Raw genomic sequence first — 22,108 nt, forward strand, 5'->3', positions numbered from 1 at the left:
ATTCAACAAATCAAACATTTTAAATTAAATAAAATTAAAAATTAACTATGTCTCGTCCAATAACAGCTATAATAAAAACTTCATCATTAGAATCAAATTTAGATATTATACGTTCACATGCCCCAAATAAAAAAATATGGTCAGTAGTCAAAGCAAATGCTTATGGTCATAGATTATACGCAGTATGGAAAGGGCTAAAAAAAACCGATGGATTTGCTTTACTAAATTTACATGAAGCAATATTTTTGCGAAAAAATGGATGGAAAGGTGCTATTCTATTATTAGAAGGTTTTTTCAATCCTAAAGAACTAGCTATTATTGCATATTATAATTTAACTATAACTATTCATAGTAAATGGCAAATACAAGCTATAAAAAGGGCAACACTAAAATTTCCCTTAAACATCTATGTAAAATTCAATAGCGGAATGAACAGATTTGGTTTTAATGAAAAAATTATATTAAATGTTTTAGAAGAATTAAATTCTTTAAAACAAATTTCAACATTAGCATTAATGACACATTTTTCAGATTCAAATAACATAGAAAAAATAAAAGAACAAATGAAAAAAATTAACAATGTTATTCAATATTTTCCCTGTACACAATGTTATGCTAATTCATCTGCTATACTTTGGCATCCAAAAACACATGGAACATGGATTAGACCGGGTATTATTTTATATGGAGCTTCTCCAAATGGAAATTGGAAAGATATTTCTCGTAATGGATTTCAACCAGTAATGACATTGCAAAGTAAATTAATTGCTATACAAAAAATATCTGCACAAGAATACATTGGATATAAAGGAACTTATAAAACCGAAAAAAAAAGAAGAATAGGAATTATAGCTTGTGGTTATGCAGATGGTTATCCAAGAAATGCCCCAACTGGAACTCCAGTATGGATACATAATACTAAATCACGAATTTTAGGAAAAGTTTGCATGGATACAATAACTATAGATTTACAACATTGTCCATACGCAAAAATTGGATCAAATGTTGAATTATGGGGAAAAAACATTAAAGTTGATGAAATAGCAACTTTATCTGGAACTCTTAGTTATGAATTATTAAGTAAATTATCACAAAAAATTAAAATGAAAATTCAATAAAACACAAATAAATTTAATTATCAATTCCAATTATTAGAATAAAAATTTATAATAAAATCAAATATTTTACTAAATTAATTTTTATACTAAAAAATTTATATTTTTAATTTGCATTAATCTTTATAATAACATTTATTAGTTTCGTCACTTGTAACAATATTAATTAAAAATTTTAATACCAATTTTTCTAATTTTTCTTTCTTCTTTTTCCGCAATAATCCAAATAATTCCTCTAGTTGTAACACTATCTCCAACAACTGGTTCCCCCCCCCCTAATAAGGATGTAACAAATTGTCCAACTGTTAATTTTGAATCAATTGAATCAGTAAACTGTAATCCATATATATTAGAAACATCACGTAATGTAGTAGCAGCTTCTAATATAAAATCTCCAAAAAAACGTTGATTTAACAACATAGGCTGAGAATAACTAAATAATTTTCCTAAAGCAGGTAAATCTCGTTCATGTCCAATAATACATATTAAATCTCCAGAACGTAATTTTACATTAATATTAGGATTTAATAACATATTTCCCCGAAATAAAGCTGCAATATTTGTAGATTTAGGAAATTTTAGATCGCGTAACATTAATCCAACGCACCAATTTTCGTTGCTCAATTGATAGATAAATTGCTCCCACAAATGTTCTGGATGAATATCCATTCCAAATCGAAAAATAGGAGAAACAATGGGAGGAACCACAACTTTTGCTAAATTCGCTGCATAACTTAACGAAGTACCTTGTAATAATAATGAAATTAAAACAATAAAAAAAGCTACATTAAAATACAATTTTGCGTTATCCAATCCAGCCATCATAGGAAAAACTGCTAAAATAATTGGAACAGCTCCGCGTAAACCAACCCAAGAAAGAAAAAAACGCTCTCTAATAGTATAATTATAAAATGGAAATAATCCAATAAATATAGAAAGTGGGCGAGCAACTAACATTAACCAAAGTGATAAAATTAAAGCCGGTATAGCAATTATCCATAAATCGCTTGGAGTTACTAACAATCCTAATACTAAAAACATAGAAATTTGGCTTAACCAAGCAATACCATCAAATGTTTGTAAAATCCCATATCGATTACGAATCGGACGGTTCCCTAACAAAAATCCACACAAATATACTGCTAAAATTCCGCTTCCTTCCAATGCAGTTGTTAAAGAAAAAATCATTATTCCCCCACTCACTGCTAACAAAGGATATAATCCATTAGCTAAAGAAATACGATTAATTATTTGTTGAAGTAACCATCCCCCCCCAAACCCAATAATCATACCTAATCCAAATTCTCGAATAAAATGAATTAAATATATCCAATTTGGAAAAATCTGCCCTCTTTTTATCATATCAATTAAAGTAATAGTTAAAAATACAGCCATTGGATCATTACTTCCAGATTCTACTTCTAATGTAGATGTTACACGTTGATTCATTCCTTTATCCCCTAATAAAGAAAAAACCGCTGCTGCATCAGTAGATCCAATAATAGCACCTATCAACATTCCTTCTATCAAATCCAAACCAAATAACCAAGCTGCCATTATACCAGTTAAACCCGCAGTAATTATTACACCAATTGTAGATAGCGACAATGCAGGAAGCAATGCAACACGAAAAGCTACAGCTTTTGTTCGCATTCCTCCATCTAAAAGAATTACTGCTAAAGATAAATTGCTAATAAGATATGCTATAGGATAATTATCAAACGCAATACCACCGACACCGTCAACCCCTGCTAACATACCAATAGCTAAAAAAATAACCAAAATTGGAATTCCTAAGCGAGAAGATAAAGAACTAAGCAAAATACTACCTCCCACCAAAATTGAGCCAATAATAAATAAACCTATGATAGCTTGGCTTTCCAATTTTATTCCTCCAAAACATTTTTTATAAAATATCAAAATTTTATATCATAATAACCTTGAAAAATCATTTATTTTGATTAGTTCTGCATAAACAACTATTATTTTACCATATTATCAAATCTTTAATAAAACTAAGAAAATTTTAATTTATGTTTTATACAAAATCTATACATATACCAATAAACTAAATTAAACATATATATTTATTATATAAAATAATATTAAATAATTTTAAGATAAGATAAAATGAACACAAATTATCAATTTTGCATATTATAATTACTAAATTTTGAATAATTTTAAAAAATTAAAGTCCTGCTATTAAAATTAAAACACATTACTTTTATTAAATTTAACTTTATAAAATTTTCATAATATTTTTTAATATTGTATTAATATATAAACTTATAAATAATTATATTCAAATATTAATGAATAAAATAAAAACAAAATAAAACGATAAAATCGCATCTTATGTTGAAGATGCATATTTATAAAAAATATTATATTAAATACGTCCAATTAATTTTACTAAAATTTTATTTATAAAAATACACAAACTTATTTATATAAACTAAAAAATTAAATTTTTCCTGAATATTTTTATATAGAATATTTATCAAACTTAAAAATAAACCTATTCATACTTTTTTAAAATAATGTTACAAATCTTATTAAATCATAACAATTATTATTTTGATGATAATCTCATTTCAAAATCAATAAATATAAAACGAAATAAATTTCTATAAAATTTTAACTTCATTACATGAATTACATTTTATATAAGTCATTTCATTATTTAATTTATCTTTATTAATATTCATATTTTTATATTCACAATATTATTTAATTTTCAAAATTTATAATATTGCATACACAAAAAAGAAAAATTTTTAAAAAATAAAAGAACAATGTTCTTTATATGAATTTCTAAAACAACAAAAATTATTCACAAAAATACCAAAATAATAAAATATATCTTTTAAAACAAAACTACTTTTTCTTATATTTTTAAAAAAATTTAAAAAACTTTATTACATTTTCAACCAAACAAAAAAATAAAATTCAAATTTTTCTACACAAAAAATAAACAACAAAACCATGACACTCTTATTATAAAATAATTTACAAATAATATGTTAATTTTCTGCAAGATGAACCTCAAAAGCTTACATTTGCATACACAAACATTTACAGTGCTTTAATACTAAATATACAAATAAAAAAAACAAGGATAAAATATCTCTTGTTTATACAAATCAATCACTAATATAAGAAATTAAATCTAATACCTTGTTGGAATATCCTACTTCATTATCATACCAAGATATTAGTTTAACAAAATTATTATTTAATGATATTCCAGCTTTTGCATCAAATATAGAAGTTAATTTTTCTCCATTAAAATCACTTGAAACAACATCATCTTCCGTATATCCCATTATACCTTTTAATTCATTTTCTGAAGAAAATTTTATTGCAGAACAAATCTCTTCGTAAGTAGCTGATTTTTTAAAACGCGTTGTTAAATCTACAACTGATACATTCGATATTGGAACACGAAACGACATACCGGTTAATTTCCCATGTAATTCAGGTATAACCTCTCCTACAGCTTTTGCAGCACCAGTTGAAGAAGGAATTATATTTTGAAAAGCTCCTCTACCTTCTCTCCAATTTTTGAGAGATACTCCATCAACAATTCTCTGTGTCGCTGTTACAGCATGTATAGTAGTCATCAATCCTTCTATAATTCCAAAATTATCATTAATTACTTTAGCTATAGGCGCTAAACAATTTGTGGTACAAGACGCATTAGACACTATATCCTGACCAGAATAAGTTTCATGATTCACACCCATAACAAACATTGGTATATTTCCTTTTGAAGGTGCTGTTATTACTACCTTTTTTGCACCACCAAAAATAATATGGTTTCGAACATCTTTATCAGTCAAAAACATACCAGTAGACTCTATTACTACATCAACAAACACATTTTTCCATTTTAAATTCATAGGATTTTTTTCTGATGTACAAAAAATCTCTTCTCCATTTACTATTAAACTATGGCCATCTATTTTAATATTTCCATCAAATATTCCGTGAGTTGAATCATATTTAATCATATAAGCTATATAATCAATATCTAATATATCATTTATAGCAACAATTTTAATATCATCACGACTTTGAGATGCACGAAAGATAACACGACCAATTCTTCCAAATCCATTAATTCCTACTTTAATAGCCATAATATTCACCAATTATATTATAAATTTAAATACATTTTTCGAAAACCACGTATTTACTTTATTTAGTTGAAAACAAAATATAATATTATTTATGAAATTTCCTTTATTATACAATATATAAACGCTAAATTTTTGTTCAAAAAACTTATATCATACTAAAAAATAAGAAATATCAGTTATATATCTAAAACGACTTTCATCATACCACAAAAAACTATTATTTCAATAAAATTTATAATCAAATTTTACGTAATTTAAAATGAAATAAATATAAAATTTAAATATATTTTTAATAAAATATATATGTGTATTTAAAATATATAAATATGGTTCTTTAAATATAAAATTGTCAAAATTTCTAACCTAATATTTTACAAAAACAAAATTTAACTATATTCAAAATATAAAATACAATTCGAACTAAATTTTGAAAAAAATAAATTGTTACATAATTATGATATAAATTTTAACTTAATAATATTTTGTGATAGATTGTTTATCTATATAAATTAAATAATATTGATTTTTAACAAAACTAAATGTTTTTTATTTAAAAGTAAAAATCCAAAAACTAAAATAGTCTATAAATTAATTCGCTTTTTAAATTTTATTTCTTTAAAATTCTATATTCAAAATTCGAATATTTAATAAATTAAAAAATACACAAAGCAAAACATTAATCGCATACTAAAACACGCAAAAACTTTTAATATATTACTCCTATTATAATTGTAAGAATCTAATTTTATAAAATTTTCAATAAGCTCATTATATTACATATAAACATTACCATTCAGGAAAAATCTGTAAACAAAATACTGAAAATTTTCCTGTATAAAAAAACAAACATATTTATTTATTCTCATTAATAACGAATCTATAAAATTCATTTCAATAGTATACCATTTTAACTGAAAATTTTTTAAATTAGCTAATTCTACAGATTTGTTAATCGCATCTTCAAAATCCCCTAATTGATCTACTAAACCATTTTTTAAAGCATCCTCCCCAACCCACACATGCCCTTGAGCTACTTTATCAACTTCTAATAGTGTTTTATTCCTCGATTTTGCAACCAATTCAATAAAGGATCGATAACCATTTTCAACATTAATTTTTACCATTTCTAAATATTCATTTGGAAGTAATTTTGTAGATGTAATACCTGCTAATGATGATGTAGAAACACCATCAACATGCACACCAATATTATCTAGTAATCTGTTAAACGTATTAATAATTCCAAAAATTCCAATTGATCCAGTCAATGTATTTGAATCAGCAATTATATAATCAGAAGCAGTCGATACCCAATATCCCCCGGAAGCCGCTATGCCCCCCATAGAAATTACGACTGGTTTACCAGAAAAACGTGTTGCAACAAGTTCAGAACGAATTTTTTCTGAAGCTTGCAAACTACCACCAGGGCTATTAACACGAATAACAACAGCTTTTACATTTGGATTTAAACGAGAGTCACGAATTTGCTGACAAATTATGCTAGCGTTCGTTGAGTTCAATAAATTACTTGTACCATCAGTAATAAATCCATTCAAAATAATAATCGCAATTTTATTTTTTTCTTCTATACATTTTTTATTTTTATAATCATAAATACTAACATGATTAAAAGATTGTATATTTTTATTCCAACCAAATTCTTCAATCATTTTTTTTTCGAACAAAGAACCAGAAATTATTTCATCTACCCATTTGTTGCGTAAAGCAAATTGAGAATCACTTCCACCTACAAATTGAAATATATTTAATATTTCTTTAACGTCAGGAAATAATTGTTTTTTTGTCAAATTTCTATTCTTCGAAACTATATCTAAATAATTTTCCCAAATCTTATCAAGCCATCTCTTATTATCTTCATAAGAAAACTGAGACATATTATTTCTAATAAAAGGTTCAACAGCAGATTTATAACGACCAACATGGAAAACATGAGTGTCAATTTTCAATTTATCTAATAATGTTTTATAATAAAAATTATTAATTGACATACCTTGTATATCTACTTTTCCATACAAACTTAAATATATTTTATTAGAATAACTAGCTAATAAATATTGAGTTTGAGTATAATTTCCCGCCATAGAATAAATAGGCTTACCAACACTACGAAACTCTTGTAATGTTTTTCCAATATATTGTAAGGATGTTTGATCTGCTTCAACAATATTTTCTAATGACAAAATCATTCCAGTAATATTATCATCACATTTTGCTTGACGAATAAGATTAACAATATCAAACAAAGAATTTTCTCTTAATTGATTTTTGTGTGACTTAAAAAAATATTTATTCATTTTGAAAAAACTATTGTTTACTGGTGGTTTATTTACTATCCTACCAGATAAATCTACTAATAAAGCACCTTTAAATTTTAAAGGAGAAAAATAAAAAAAATTAAAACAAAATAAGATAATAATAAAAAAAACTATTGCGAATATTATATTCAGAAAAAAAATTCTAACACAATTTATTGTTTTATACAAAAAAATCAAAAAATTAAAAATAATACTAAAAAAATGAAACATATAAATTCCGTATTACGTGTTAAATATGTAATTTAAAAAAAGATTTATCAAAATAATAAATTTTATTTTAATACATTAAATACAAAATCTAAAATTAATTTTTAAAATATACTTCTAATTATAATCGTAATATAATACAAGTTATATCTTCAAAATTTTAATAAAAATATAATAAAACTTATTAAAATTTTGTATTTATTTCAAATTAATAATACAAAATATATTAAATCCAACAATTACAAAATATTTACCAATCACGGTGAGGAAGGGATTTGAACCCTTGATATACTTGTTGTATATGCATGCTTTCCAAGCATGTTCCTTAATCCACTCGGACACCTCACCGAAATAACTTGTAAATATAATAATTAAAAAATTCATAAATAAAATTTGAAATTATAAATTAATAAAAAACTAAATAATCCGAACAAACATCATTTTTCTATCATAACTACAGAATTATTTCAAATAATATTTAATCTTTTAGATAACTAATTTGATAAATTTAACAAAATTTACTGAAATATTTTTCATAAATTCAATAGAAACAAATATATTACACAATTTTATTAAATTTATGAAATTAATTATAAAATTCTCATAAACAATGCGCACTGTATACAATTTATGTGTGTTGAACAATGTTAAAATATAAGTTATCAAAATACAAACTAAATTATTTACACAAACATCTTGTATAAAATACAAATACAATATTTAATTTAACAACAAACTTATAAATATGAATCTATAAAATTTAAATATATTTATGCATAAAACATAAAATATAATATATAAAAACTTATTTACAGGTATAACAACATATTATACTAAAACAGAACTAGTTTTAATATAAATTGATAAATATAAAAGTATATAAATATGACTTTTTTATCAAGGCATATTAACTTAATTCCTATTAAACGTTGACTTTTATACAAAAAATTGCGATCCTAATATATTATTGTCGAAAATCATGTTATAAACAAATGTTTGTATAAATGTATACTATTCAATGTAATTAAATACAAGTTTCTAATATCAATAATTTACAAATTTTATTTAAACATAAGTGTAATAATGAAAAAGTTACATAAAAAAAATCTTACACGTATTGCTTCATTTGCATCACTAAGTATTGCATTGGCTTTAGTATCTATTAAAATATGGGCTTGTTTAGCAACCGGGTCTATAGCATTGTTAACTTCTGCTGCTGATGGATTCGTAGATGTATTAGAATCAGTGGTTACGTTAGCAGGAGTATATTATGCGCAACGACCGGCGGATGATAGTCACAGATATGGTCATGGAAAAGCTGAAGCTGTAGCAGCATTCGTGCAAGCATTATTATTAGCTGGAGCTGGTATAACACTATGTTTTGAATCTATAAATCGGTTTATTAATCCTCAAATATTATCGTCCCAAAAATTGGGAATAAGTATTATTATTGGCAGCACACTTTGTGCTACTATGCTAGTCATGATGCAAACTTTAGTTGTAAAATATACACATTCTATTGCTATAGCTGCTGATAGAGCTCATTATGTTACCGATATTGCTATAAATATTGCTGTTCTTTGCGCTTTATTATTAGAAAACCAACTTGGTTGGACACGAGCTGATGCTTTTGGTGCTTTTTCAATTTCTTGTTATATGATTTGGAATGCAAGAAATATGATTCAATCAACTTTATTACAACTGTTAGATCATGAATTAAATATATTTGAACGAAAACGTATTATTAAAACAATGCAAAAATGTTTCGGAGTAAAAAAAATACAAGAATTGCGAACTAGAAATAGTGGAGATAAAGTATTTATTGAATCACGTATAAGTGTTGACGGAAAATTAAATATTATTACTGGTCATAATATTTGCAGCAATATAGAAAAAAAAGTAAAAGAATTATTCTCTTCAGCAGATGTTTTTATACATTTAGAACCTGAACAACATTATCGTAAAAATCAAAAACAAAAAAAATAATATTATACCAGTATAAAATATTGATAAATAACATAATAAATTTCTATTTAATTAGAAATATATTCTTTTTATTATAAATAAAATACATAATTTATTTATTATACATAATAGAAATATGAATTTTATAAATTCATATAAATAAAATTATTTAATACAATTAAATAATTAAAATATATTTTTATAATTTTTATAATTAAGTATTTTTCTATTTGTAATAAAATCGTTTGATGATTGTATAATATTATTCGAATTAGAAAAATTTCCTAAAATTTCTTTTAATATATCCACTGGTGTTATTAATCCTTGTACTACACCGTATATATCACAAACTATAAACATATTATTCTGTTTTTGTTGAAATTTATTTAATAAGTACAATATATTTAAGTCTTCTAAAACAACAATCGCAGGATTATTAGAAATAAAATTTCGTATATTTTTCCCCTGTTCTATTGCTAATATTATATCTTTTGCTGAAATTATACCAATTAATTGATCCAATTTTCCGTTACAAGCTGGAAAAATATTATGCGAAGTATTCATAAGTTGAATTAACAATTCATCAGAAGAACATTTACAATCTAACCAATTAATTTTATTACGGGGAGTCATAATGGATCGAAGGGTTTTGGAATATAAAGAAAAATTTTTATTCATCATAAGGGGTTTTTTATTTTCAGAATAGAATTTTTTAAATGAAGAATAAATAACATTTTGAGTATTTATATTCATAATATAGTCATAATATCTTGATTTAATACAAATTTTATCCATAAATGGTAGAATTGTTTCGCGCGTACAAGTTTTAGAGGATTCAAAAAATTTATATTTAATAAAATTGCGAAACGCTATTTGATTAAATAATTCAATTAATGCAGAAAAACCAATTGAAAAATATAAATATCCTTTTGGAACATGCAATCCAAATCCTTCTAAAATTAAACTTAATCCTATAATTAATAAAAAACCTAAACATAATATTATGATTTCTTGATGCGCATTAATAAATTTTGTTAAAAAATCTAGAAAATGTAACATGATAAGAATAGAAATTATTACTGCAATCATCATAATTGATACATTATTAACCATACCTACCGCAGTAACTGCTGCATCTAATGAAAAAATTGCATCAAGAAAAACAATTTGCAATATTATGGTCCAAAAACCAGAATAATTTTTCTCAGAATCTTTATCTCGTATTTTATTTTTTAATCGTTCATGAAGTTCAGTAATTGTTTTAAATAATAAAAAAATACCTCCAAATAACAAAATTAAATCTCTTCCAGAAAAAGAAACAGTAAAAATTTGAAACAAAGGTTTTGTAAAAGTTACCATCCATGAAATCCATGACAATAATCCTAAACGCATAATTAATGCAAATATTAAACCAATAATTCGAGCACTTTTTCTTTTTTTTGGAGGCAATTTTCTAGTTAAAACAATAATAAAAAAAATATTATCTATTCCAAGAACAATTTCCAATATAATTAATGCTAATAATCCAACTAACATTGAAGGATTTATTAAACATTCCATTTTCTTCTCCATAACATAATCTGAGTTTATATAAAATAAGCTTTATGCTAAATAAATTTTGAAAAAACTTATTACCACTATTTTATAAAGACAGATTAAATCTGGAAAAATAAAACTAGATATAAAATACAATTTTTTTAAAAAGAAGTTTTGAAAAAAACGAAAAAATAGAAAATAAATCTGATAAGAAATCATTTAAATAAAATATACCTCTTATAGTATCTTAATTTTAATTTTAAACTTCTAAACAAAAAAATTTTATATATATCAAATCTTTTTTGTAAAATAAAATGCAAAATAATATTTTAATATAACAGATATTTAACTAAAAATTATTTCTATTTATTTAAACTATATAAACCCAATAAAACATTTCATATTGATATATTTAAAAATTTTCTAATAAACACAATATTGGTATAACCATAACAAAAATATACGCGTTTGTTTATTCATAATAAATCATATATTTATTATTTTATAATAATTTCATCATATCATATCTTAATAAAAATTTTATCTAATAAAAACTCCGTAGAATTAAAAATTCTTGTCAAATAAAATTTGAAAACAATATTACAAAAGTTTTATTAATATAAATATCAAACATGCTACCTTGCATAAGGTAAATATACAATTTTAATTAAAACAATATAAATAATTTTTCTTTCAATTACTTTATCAAAACAATAATGGATAAAAACATTAAAATACGCTATATAAAACGTTAAATAAAACCTTAATCAAATCTAATATAAAATAAAATAATAAAAATCCATATTATATAATTAAAATAATGATAGTTATAAATTTTCACATTAAAATAAAAATTTAAATACATTTATCAAAACTAAATGAATTAAATAAATAAAAAATATATTTCAAAAACATCTAAAATTACAACTAATACATTTAATTTTATATGAAATAAAATCCAAAACTTATTTAATTAAATAATTAGAATTCTAAAAATAAATACTAATTTCTATAAATTTAAAAAATGTTGCAATATATGCAAAATATTAAAAATAAAAAAAATTCAGTTTTTCTATGAATTACATAACGTTTATTAAAATTGCATAAAATTCTCAACTATTACATGAAAAATCATAACTACTGTTATTAATTTCAATATTACATGACAAAAAATTATTTTATTTTCCAAAAACAATATGTAGAATTTTAAAAACTGAGATAAATTTACCAAAAAATCAATAATAAAAATTTTAATATAACAGAATTTTATATACAAAAAAATAAGGGGATTCTCATCAAGACCATTATAGTCAAAACCCCCTTATATAACTACATGCAAAAACGCATTATATTACCAAAATTCTACAAAGTAGTAACATTAATTGCAGATGGACCTTTTTGTCCTTCTTGAACTTCAAACTCTACCTGTTGTCCTTCTGATAATGTTTTAAAACCATTTCCTTGAATAGCAGAAAAATGAACAAATACATCTTTGCTTCCATCAACCGGAGTGATAAAACCAAAACCTTTAGATTCATTAAACCACTTAACTTGACCTTTAATCTTCACCATCTTACGCATTTCCTTTAAGTTTTAAACTATCTTGATATAAAATTTATTTGAAACAAAATTACCGTTCTATAAGACATATTTAAACAAAATCAAAAAAATATAAAATTTATCAAATTGATTTTTCAATTATATAAACATGTTTACTATACAATAACATTTCATGCAAAAATGATCAAATAAATATGTGTACATTTTTTAATTTTACCTTATATTTAATACTTCACATACTCTACGAAATATAATTTACTATTATACAATTTATAGTAAACTATTTTTATTATTTATATTAACTTTTAATACATATTCTATTGAACATTGTACTAATTCACCTAATTTTAACAAAAAAAACAATTTTAGCAACATTAAAATCAATTTTTTCAAAATCAGTAAAAATTAAATTTTATATGTTTATGTATGTAAAAGATATTAATATATAATCGGATAACTATTTTTATTATAACATATTGTTTAAAAAACAAAAATATATTTAAAATTATTATCTTTACTACATAAAATTATATAAATAAAATCATATTATATCAAAATTTTTTGAATATTTTATTTATTTAAAAACTAAAAAATTAACAAAATACATGACAAAATTAAATATATAAAAAAACGATCATATAAACTAATTATTTAATTTAAAACTTCAAATTAAAAAAAACACACTCAAAGCAAAATTTTTAAAATTAATAGAACAAAACTTTTTTAAAATAAACTCCAATATTTGAAGAATGTTAAATTGATATTAATTACACAAAAAGAAATTAAAAAATCCATCATAATATTCATAAAACAATATAAAAATATTTCGTAGACATATATATTTACTTCCCAATAAATATTTTGCAAAATCCTTATTTATCATTAAAGCGAAAAACTAGTATAATCTAAATTTACTTAAAATAATTAAATAAACAATTTTACTAAAATTAAAATAAAAAAAATTATCTAGAAAAATTTTAAAAATACTTAATCACATTTTAAAATTTTTATATAAAATACACATTAATACGTGAAATTTAAAATTATTAAAACTGTGAATATTTACTAAAGTTTAGTATTTGTACAAATGTAATTTTTACATATACAAAAATAAATTGAATAATGCTATTCACAATAAAATAATAAACTTACGTTTTCAACTAATTTAATATATCTTAAACTTTTTAACAAATAAATTAATAAAAATTTTCATATAATTTTGTGCACAACATAAATATTTTATAATAAATTTATTCCATATAAAAATAAAATTTTAATTTAGAAACATATTCACAAAAATACCATTTATTTAGTACTTTTTAAATATTAAGAATTATTTAATTCACATTTTTTACATAGAACAAAATATTAATAAAATTTTAAATTTTCAATTGTGTATTGAATTAGATTTTTTTATAATATACATAAGATGATGTATTATTTGTACATATACCAAATATACATAGTGTTATTAAAACATTAGCGCTAAAATACAAACAAATTTTTTAAATATCTTATTTGCGAAAAAATTAAACAAATTTCTATATTACTAAAATAAAATTCTAAAATTACTAACAAAAAATAATACAGAAATTATTTATTCAATTTATGAGAACTTTTATGAAAAAAACAAAAATTGTTTCTGTATTTTTTATTTTATATATAATATTAGTTCAATCAACATTTGGAAATGAAAAAACTATAGTGGGGTTTTCTCCTGGAGATACAGCCAAAAAAATAATCTTAGATTCCATAAAAAATTCAAAGTTTTCCATTAATATAGCAGCTTATTCATTTACCAGCAAACAAATCACATTAGCATTAATTGATGCACAAAAAAGAGGAGTAAAAATACGAATAGTAGCAGACAAAAAATCAAATACTGGTAAATATACTGCTATAACTTATTTAGTAAATCACCAAATTCCTGTAAAATTAAATGATAAATATAGTATTATGCATAATAAATTCATGATTTTTGATGATGTATCTGTGCAAACTGGGTCATTTAATTATACAAATAATGCAGTTTCGCGAAACGCAGAAAACGTTATTTGTTTAATAAACCAACCAAAAATCGCAAATAAATATATTTTAGAATTTAATAGACTATGGAATGAATCAAAAAATGCGAATCCAAATATTAATATCGGAAAAAATTTTTCAATTAATATAACTAAATTTCTTAATAAAAATTACAAATCAGTAACATCATCAAACTTTTAAATTAAATTTTACAATATTTCCACTAAACTTTTATAATAAAAAACAAGATTTAGTGAATACTTAGATAGTTTTAAAAAATAGTTTTTAAAAAATATTACATAAATAATATTATTGACTCATTGAAAAATAAGAAGTATCATTTATACTTAAAAATTGTATAACTTAATGAAATTTATACTTATTTTATTACTGTAATATTTATAATAATATGTTTAAAAAAATGAAAAAAAAATATTTTTATGTATTAAAAATAACGTTTTTTATAATAATTTATTCTATTTTTACAACTTCGTCTTTTTCAAATACAGAAGAAAATTTTACAACATATTATACATCCTTAACAAAAAACCATTTTGATGTACAAGCCAATTATCATGCAGAAAAAAATAATGAAAATACATCAAACATTTTTTACAATGTTATTATAAACTGGATCCAAAAAATAAATAAATATAAAATTTGGGGAGAAACTAGCAAAAATTTTTCTGAAAATTACGAAAATTGTTCCAAAAAAAAACAAATTGGAATACGAATTGAACACAACAATAATGACAATGAAGATTACTATTTTTTTCAAGAAGAATGGCTAATTCACCAAAATTATGAAAGAAACATAAAAAATACAATCTTAATAGGAAAAGGAAAACAATTATTCAGTAACTCCGCACATAATTTACAAATAGAATTTGGTCCAGGAATATTTTTTGAAAAATGTCAAAGATATGATCAAAGCAAAAAATTTATTCTTTATGGATCTGCATGTTATAGTTATCAAATTACTAAAAATGCTAAATTTATTCAAAATATTTATTTATTAACACAAAATGATCCTTCTTTAAAGTCTAAAAGTACCTTAAACATTGATATTACTGATAATATATCTTTAAAACTTACTCACCATGAAAAATGGAATAAAAATTTTTTTGAAAATTTAAGTGAATTTTCAGAAAAAAAAACAACTTTATCATTATTTTATAACATAAATTTCTAATAATAAAAATTTTCTTTAATTTTATATTATTAATATATTTCATTTATATCTTTATTCTAAATGCAATAATATAAAATTTAAGGTTAATAATTTTATATACATATTTAAAAAATAAATCTCATATCTGAATAAATCAAAATTATTTTTTTTTCACTAACAAGATTATATTTACAAAAATTTTATGAAATTCTATTTTAATATCAAAGGATAATATTGATGACAATAAAAAATTATGATAAAATTTTACTTTCATCATACAAAAAAAAGATTACTAGCATAACTTTAACAAATTCTGCTTTTATCCAAATATTACATTTAATAAAAAAAAACCCTAAAATAATTGGATTACGCTTAAACATAAAAAAAAATGGATGTGCTGGTTATTCATATAAAATAGAAAAAATTATAAATTTTGTAAAAAATGACATAGTTTATGAAAACAAAAATATAAAAATAAAACTATATATACCCTATAATTTAGTTTCATTTATTAATGGAACAAAAATTGATTTCATCAAAAATAATATAAATTGTGCATTTGTTTTTTATAATAAAAAAATTAAAAAAAAATGCGGGTGCGGAAAAAGTTTTAATCTAATACACTAAAATTATTACAATATTATAAATATTTTTAAATTAAAATTAATGAAATTTAAACAAATAGAAATACAAAAAAAAAATTATAAACATGGATTTTTTACTAAACTACATACAGAAGAACTAACTTGCGGAATTAATGAAGAAATAATAAAAAAAATCTCTAAAAAAAGAAATGAACCAGGATGGATGTTAAGTTTCCGTTTACAAGCATACAAAAAATGGATAACAATGAAAGAACCTCACTGGTTAAATGGACATTTTAAAGAAATAAATTATAATAACTATAGTTATTTTTCCGCACCACATTTAAAAAATGGCAATACTAAACAAAATAAAAATAAAAAGACAAAAAATTTTTTAACTCATGAAGTAAAAAAAACCTTCAGTAAATTAGGAATTCCAACAGAAGAAAAAAACAATATAGCAGTTGATGCAATATTTGATTCTGTTTCGGTCTCTACAACATATAAAGAAAAATTAAAAAAACTAGGAATACTTTTTTGTTCATTCAATGAAGCTATTCATTTTTATCCGCATTTAATTCAAAAATACTTAGGAAGTGTAGTTCCAGTTAATGACAACTTTTTTGCAACTCTTAATTCAGCAGTTGCTTCAGATGGAACATTTGTTTATATACCAAAAGGTATACGATGCCCAATAGAATTATCTACATATTTTCGTATTAATTCTAAAAAAACAGGACAATTTGAAAGAACAATACTTATTGCTGACGAAGAAAGTTATGTAAGTTATATAGAAGGTTGTTCTGCACCAATAAATAACATACATCAGTTACATGCTGCAGTTGTAGAAATTATCATCATGAAAAATGCAGAAGTAAAATATTCCACTGTACAAAATTGGTTTCCCGGAAAAGAAGAAAAAAACAGTGGAATTTTTAATTTCGTAACAAAGCGAGCGTTATGTTTAGGAGAAAATTCTAAAATGTCTTGGATTCAATCTGAAACTGGATCAGCTATTACTTGGAAATATCCTAGCGTAATTCTTAAAGGAAATAATTCAGTAGGAAACTTTTTTTCAGTAGCATTAACTACTGGAAAACAACAAGCAGACACAGGAACCAAAATGATTCATATAGGAAACAATACTCGCTCTACTATTATCTCTAAAGGAATTTCAACCGGAACTAGTACAAACACCTATAGAGGATTAGTGAAAATTACATCAAATGCACTAAATTCAAGAAATTTTACTCAATGTGATTCTATGTTAATCGGAAATAAGTGTAGCTCACATACTATTCCAAATATAGAAGTAAATAATAATACAGCACAAATTGAACATGAAGCAAGTACCTCAAGAATTAGTAAAGACCAATTATTTTATTTCCAGCAAAGAGGAATAGATATGGATAATGCAATATCAATGATTGTTAGTGGGTTTTGTAAAGATATATTATCTACTCTTCCATTAGAATTTTCCGCTGAAGCAAAAAAATTATTAACAATTAATTTAGAACATAGTGTAGGATAAAATCTTATAAATTTATTAAATTATATACTATATAAAAAATATTAATTATTGTGCAATGTTTTAATTATTTTAAATTTATAATATTATGAGATTAACTAAAATGTTATCAATAAAAAATTTAACAGTTAACGTAAAAAATAAATCTATTCTCAATGGATTAAATTTAAAAATCAAAAAAGGGGAAATCCATGTTATCATGGGACAAAACGGATCTGGAAAAAGCACTTTATCTTCAACAATAGTTGGATATGAAGAATATAAAGTTATTTCAGGAACAGTATTTTTTAAAAAACAAAATTTATTTGATTTAAATCCAGAAGATCGTGCTAAAAAAGGAATATTCATGGCATTTCAATATCCTATAGATCTTCCAGGAATTAGCAACAGACTATTTTTACAAACAATTATTAATACTTTCCGAAAATATAAAAAAAAAACTCCGTTAGATCGATTTGATTTAGAAAAATTAATTAAAAATAAAATCAATTTACTAAACATGCCTTCCGATTTTTTAACAAGATCAGTAAACGTTGGATTTTCTGGAGGAGAAAAGAAAAAAAACGATATATTACAAATGATGTTATTAAAACCAGATTTATGCATTTTAGATGAAACAGATTCTGGTTTAGATATCGACGCATTAAAAATAGTTTCTAAAGGAATAAATTCGTTGAAAAATAAAAATCGTTCTTTTATTATCATAACACACTATCACAGAATTCTTAATTATATTAAACCAAATTATATACATATATTACATCATGGTTATATTATAAAATCAGGTGATTTCTCTTTAATAAAAAATATTGAGGAACAAGGTTATGCTAAATTCATTAAAACATAATACCGATACATTATCTGAATGGCATAAACTATTTACTAAAAAACAAAAAACATATTTTTCAAAACACTCATATTTTCATTGGAAAAATGTAAAAAGCTTGGGAATACCAACATCAAAAAACAAAAATTGGAAATACACATCTTTAGCAAAACTTTTTGCTAACCATTTTATAGAATCTATTAATAATTATATTTCAATAGAAAAAAAAAATTCTTTAGGATTACAATTGAATTCTTACACATTGGTATTTATTAATGGAAATTTTTCTCATTCATTAAGTGATAACAATATTGGAAATTGGAAAATACAAACCAAATACGAAAAAAATAATCAACTAACGAAAAATTTAATTTCATCAGACATATTTTTACATTTAATAGAAAGTTTAAGTAAAAAAATAATAAAAATTTTACTTCCAAAAGGAAAAATAGAAAAAATACCTTTATATATCTTACATATAAATCAAGGGAGCAAAGAAAAAAACACTCTCACTACGATAAATTGCCAATATCACATTGAGTTGGAAACAGGATCAGAAGGTCAAATAATTGAACATTTTGTTAGCGATAATTGTTTCGATACACATTTTAACGGAACAAAAACTTCAATAATAATAAATAATAATGCAAATTTAAATTATATAAAATTAGGATTGGAAAATTACGTTAGTTATCATTTTGGATACAACGAAATTTATATCAATCATGATTCAATTGTTAATAGCAATATTATTATGTTAGGAGCAAAATTTAACAGACATAAAACTAGTGTAAAAATAAACGGAAAAGGTTCTTATTTAAGAATAAATAGTCTATTAATGCCACAAAAAAATACCATTAATGAAATTCGCACATATCTAGAACATAATAGTAGCAATTGCAAAAGTAAACAATTACATAAAATAATTGTCCATAAATATGGAAAAGGTATATTCAATGGTTTAATTAAAGTTAATAAATACGCTAAACAAACTACTAGCAGTATGATAAATAACAATTTATTACTTGATAAATTATCTAAAGTTAACTCTAAACCTCAATTAAAAATTTACACCGATGACATAAAATGCACTCATGCTTCTACTACAGGATATCTTGATACAGAGCAAATATTATATCTTAGATCCAGAGGAATTTCTTATAAAAATGCAAAAAAAATGATTATTCTCTCTTTTTTCTCTGATTTTATAGAAAAAATTCATAACAAAAAACTACAACAAATAACACTTACGCATATTTACAAAATTTTAAAAAATTACAAATAAAATAATGATCATAAATCACCAAACTATTAAAAATGATTTTCCTATTTTGTCTAAAAAAATCAATAATTATCCACTAACTTATCTTGATAACGCAGCAAGCGCGCAAAAACCCAAATCTGTTATAAATAGCATAGTTCAATATTATCAAGAAGAATATTCATCAACACATAGGGGAATTCATTATTTAAGCAATTACGCAACAGAACGTATAGAAAATATACGTTCACAGATAGCTAAATTCATAAACGCAAAATCAGAAAAAGAAATTATTTTTGTTAAAGGAACTACTGAAGGAATTAATTTAGTAGCTAATACTTGGGGAAAAAAATTTTTGCACCCAAATGATAATATTATTATTACAGAAATGGAACATCATGCCAATATTGTACCATGGCAAATGTTAGCAGAAGAAAAAAAATTAATATTGCGTTACATTCCCTTGTTACCAAACGGAACATTAGACGTTACAAAATTACCATTTCTTATTAACAAAAAAACCAAACTGCTTGCTATAACACATATATCTAACGTTCTAGGAACAATGAATCCAATTAAACAATTAATCAAAAAAGTACGAGAAACTAGCGATGCAGTAATATTAATTGATGGGGCACAAGCTATAATGCACAAAAAAGTTGATGTGCAAAAACTAGATTGTGATTTTTACGTATTTTCTGGACATAAATTATACGGTCCTTCTGGAATTGGAATTTTGTATACCAAAAAAAAAATATTAAATATTATGCCCCCATGGGAAGGGGGGGGTTCAATGATTAAAAAAGTCAGCTTAACTAAAAAAACTACATTTAATAATATTCCATGGAAATTTGAAGCAGGATCTTTACATTCATCTGGAATAATTGGATTAGGAGCTGCAATAAAATATATACAAAAAATAGGATTAAATTACATAGAAAACTATGAAAAAAAATTAATGCGTTATACATTAACACTGTTAAAAAAAATTCCAAACTTAATTTTATATGGAACAGACAATAAAATAGGAATAATATCTTTTAATTTAAAAAAACATCATGCATATGATGTTGGAAGTTTACTTGATCAATATGGGATAGCTATTAGAACAGGACATCACTGCGCTATGCCACTAGTTTCGTATTTTAAAGTACAAAGTATGTGTCGAATTTCCTTTGCAATATATACAACAAAAGAAGATATAGATAGATTAATAAATAGTTTAATACAAATCCAATATATTTTGAATAATAAAAAAAACAAAATTTCATGAAACCTTTACCCAGCAAAGAAAAATTAATAGAAAATTTTTCTTCCTGTATTAATTGGGAAGATAAATATTCCTATATTATAGAATTGGGAGAAAAATTACCATCGGCGCCTAAAAAAATATATACTGAAAAATATCTTATATCAGAATGTCAAAGTCAAGTATGGGTAATGATGAAACTAAAAAAAAATTTAAATAATATTAAACTATACGGTGATAGTGATTCAATTCTCGTAAAAGGACTATTAACTATAATATTTATTATATATGAAAAATTAACTTTGAAGGAAGTATTAAAATTTAAAATACATCAATTTTTTCAAATATTATCTTTATCGAAACATCTCACCCCATCCCGTGTACAGGGGTTATTTTTCGTAGTGCAAAATATAAAACTTAAAACAAATTATTTTATAAAAAACAAATATACTTCACAAAAAAATAATATTTGTATTTAATTTAAATTACCAAATAATCTTTAATATTTAAATAAATTGTGTATTCATTAAACTCATTTTAATTATTATCATTAAGTGCATATTAAAAATTAATAACCAATTGAATTTATTTCAAAATATA

15 protein-coding genes and 1 tRNA gene are annotated in these 22,108 nt (G+C 22.8%); 10 read left to right on the top strand and 6 right to left on the bottom strand.

From position 1 onward, the window contains the following. The first annotated feature begins 47 nt into the window (after nucleotides 1–47). A complete protein-coding gene (gene alr / locus WEOB_RS01275; protein ID WP_281263751.1) occupies nucleotides 48–1,118 on the top strand; it encodes an alanine racemase in 1,071 nt (356 codons plus the stop codon). Nucleotides 1,119–1,277: 159 nt separating this feature from the next. On the opposite strand, the gene WEOB_RS01280 is transcribed toward alr, so the two are convergent. The 4 genes from WEOB_RS01280 to WEOB_RS01295 form a co-directional block, all read right to left on the bottom strand. Beyond that, nucleotides 1,278–2,999 (bottom strand): potassium/proton antiporter, encoded by a 1,722-nt coding sequence (locus WEOB_RS01280; protein ID WP_281263752.1) that lies wholly within the window; start codon nucleotides 2,997–2,999, stop codon nucleotides 1,278–1,280. 1,262 nt (nucleotides 3,000–4,261) lie between these two features. Then, nucleotides 4,262–5,260, bottom strand: coding sequence for a type I glyceraldehyde-3-phosphate dehydrogenase (gene gap / locus WEOB_RS01285; protein WP_281263753.1), 999 nt, complete (start codon nucleotides 5,258–5,260; stop codon nucleotides 4,262–4,264). A gap of 773 nt (nucleotides 5,261–6,033) precedes the next feature. Beyond that, entirely contained in the window at nucleotides 6,034–7,806 is a 1,773-nt protein-coding gene (sppA, locus tag WEOB_RS01290) for a signal peptide peptidase SppA (protein WP_281263754.1), read from the bottom strand. A 257-nt stretch (nucleotides 7,807–8,063) separates the two neighbouring features. Further along, nucleotides 8,064–8,151 (bottom strand) — tRNA-Ser (locus WEOB_RS01295). Between the two features lie 735 nt (nucleotides 8,152–8,886). On the opposite strand from WEOB_RS01295, the gene WEOB_RS01300 reads away from it, so the two are divergent. Continuing rightward, nucleotides 8,887–9,789, top strand: coding sequence for a cation diffusion facilitator family transporter (locus WEOB_RS01300; protein ID WP_281263755.1), 903 nt, complete (start codon nucleotides 8,887–8,889; stop codon nucleotides 9,787–9,789). A gap of 165 nt (nucleotides 9,790–9,954) precedes the next feature. Here WEOB_RS01300 and WEOB_RS01305 read toward each other — a convergent pair whose 3' ends face one another. After that, on the bottom strand, nucleotides 9,955–11,328 hold the full coding sequence (locus tag WEOB_RS01305) for a TerC family protein (RefSeq protein WP_281263756.1): 1,374 nt from the start codon (nucleotides 11,326–11,328) through the stop codon (nucleotides 9,955–9,957). Nucleotides 11,329–12,666: 1,338 nt separating this feature from the next. Next, nucleotides 12,667–12,876, bottom strand: coding sequence for a transcription antiterminator/RNA stability regulator CspE (cspE, locus tag WEOB_RS01310; protein WP_281264073.1), 210 nt, complete (start codon nucleotides 12,874–12,876; stop codon nucleotides 12,667–12,669). 1,608 nt (nucleotides 12,877–14,484) lie between these two features. Between cspE and WEOB_RS01315 the strand changes: the two genes are divergently transcribed. The 8 genes from WEOB_RS01315 (at nucleotide 14,485) to sufE (ending at nucleotide 21,987) form a co-directional block, all read left to right on the top strand. Then, nucleotides 14,485–15,090 (top strand): phospholipase D family nuclease, encoded by a 606-nt coding sequence (locus WEOB_RS01315; protein WP_281263757.1) that lies wholly within the window; start codon nucleotides 14,485–14,487, stop codon nucleotides 15,088–15,090. 220 nt (nucleotides 15,091–15,310) lie between these two features. After that, entirely contained in the window at nucleotides 15,311–16,081 is a 771-nt protein-coding gene (locus WEOB_RS01320) for a DUF481 domain-containing protein (RefSeq protein WP_281263758.1), read from the top strand. 216 nt (nucleotides 16,082–16,297) lie between these two features. Then, on the top strand, nucleotides 16,298–16,687 hold the full coding sequence (locus WEOB_RS01325; RefSeq protein ID WP_281263759.1) for an iron-sulfur cluster assembly accessory protein: 390 nt from the start codon (nucleotides 16,298–16,300) through the stop codon (nucleotides 16,685–16,687). A gap of 39 nt (nucleotides 16,688–16,726) precedes the next feature. Next, nucleotides 16,727–18,175, top strand: coding sequence for a Fe-S cluster assembly protein SufB (gene sufB / locus WEOB_RS01330; RefSeq protein WP_281263760.1), 1,449 nt, complete (start codon nucleotides 16,727–16,729; stop codon nucleotides 18,173–18,175). A 100-nt stretch (nucleotides 18,176–18,275) separates the two neighbouring features. Then, the gene (gene sufC, locus WEOB_RS01335; protein WP_281264074.1) at nucleotides 18,276–19,019 is read left to right on the top strand and encodes a Fe-S cluster assembly ATPase SufC; all 744 of its coding nucleotides are present in this window, start codon (nucleotides 18,276–18,278) and stop codon (nucleotides 19,017–19,019) included. Continuing rightward, nucleotides 18,997–20,283 carry a Fe-S cluster assembly protein SufD gene (sufD, locus tag WEOB_RS01340; protein ID WP_281263761.1) on the top strand — a complete coding sequence of 429 codons (1,287 nt, stop codon included), beginning with the start codon at nucleotides 18,997–18,999 and terminating at the stop codon, nucleotides 20,281–20,283. Before sufC ends, sufD begins: the two co-directional genes overlap by 23 nt. A gap of 4 nt (nucleotides 20,284–20,287) precedes the next feature. Then, entirely contained in the window at nucleotides 20,288–21,532 is a 1,245-nt protein-coding gene (locus tag WEOB_RS01345) for a SufS family cysteine desulfurase (RefSeq protein WP_281263762.1), read from the top strand. After that, nucleotides 21,529–21,987: a cysteine desulfuration protein SufE gene (gene sufE / locus WEOB_RS01350; RefSeq protein ID WP_281263763.1), complete on the top strand. Its 459-nt coding sequence runs from the start codon at nucleotides 21,529–21,531 to the stop codon at nucleotides 21,985–21,987. Before WEOB_RS01345 ends, sufE begins: the two co-directional genes overlap by 4 nt. Nucleotides 21,988–22,108: the final 121 nt, after the last annotated feature.

It is taken from the genome of Candidatus Westeberhardia cardiocondylae (genome assembly GCA_001242845.1).
Classification (GTDB): Bacteria; Pseudomonadota; Gammaproteobacteria; order Enterobacterales; family Enterobacteriaceae; genus Westeberhardia; species Westeberhardia cardiocondylae.

Bases quoted from the DNA above. Each gene is read 5' to 3' on its own strand.
- sppA (WP_281263754.1), bottom strand. From the start codon at position 7,806: ATGTTTCATTTTTTTAGTATTATTTTTAATTTTTTGATTTTTTTGTAT.
- WEOB_RS01315 (WP_281263757.1), top strand. From the start codon at position 14,485: ATGAAAAAAACAAAAATTGTTTCTGTATTTTTTATTTTATATATAATA.
- sufB (WP_281263760.1), top strand. From the start codon at position 16,727: ATGAAATTTAAACAAATAGAAATACAAAAAAAAAATTATAAACATGGA.
- WEOB_RS01325 (WP_281263759.1), top strand. From the start codon at position 16,298: ATGACAATAAAAAATTATGATAAAATTTTACTTTCATCATACAAAAAA.
- alr (WP_281263751.1), top strand. From the start codon at position 48: ATGTCTCGTCCAATAACAGCTATAATAAAAACTTCATCATTAGAATCA.
- WEOB_RS01320 (WP_281263758.1), top strand. From the start codon at position 15,311: ATGAAAAAAAAATATTTTTATGTATTAAAAATAACGTTTTTTATAATA.
- cspE (WP_281264073.1), bottom strand. From the start codon at position 12,876: ATGGTGAAGATTAAAGGTCAAGTTAAGTGGTTTAATGAATCTAAAGGT.
- sufC (WP_281264074.1), top strand. From the start codon at position 18,276: ATGTTATCAATAAAAAATTTAACAGTTAACGTAAAAAATAAATCTATT.
- WEOB_RS01305 (WP_281263756.1), bottom strand. From the start codon at position 11,328: ATGGAATGTTTAATAAATCCTTCAATGTTAGTTGGATTATTAGCATTA.
- sufE (WP_281263763.1), top strand. From the start codon at position 21,529: ATGAAACCTTTACCCAGCAAAGAAAAATTAATAGAAAATTTTTCTTCC.
- sufD (WP_281263761.1), top strand. From the start codon at position 18,997: ATGCTAAATTCATTAAAACATAATACCGATACATTATCTGAATGGCAT.
- WEOB_RS01300 (WP_281263755.1), top strand. From the start codon at position 8,887: ATGAAAAAGTTACATAAAAAAAATCTTACACGTATTGCTTCATTTGCA.
- WEOB_RS01345 (WP_281263762.1), top strand. From the start codon at position 20,288: ATGATCATAAATCACCAAACTATTAAAAATGATTTTCCTATTTTGTCT.
- gap (WP_281263753.1), bottom strand. From the start codon at position 5,260: ATGGCTATTAAAGTAGGAATTAATGGATTTGGAAGAATTGGTCGTGTT.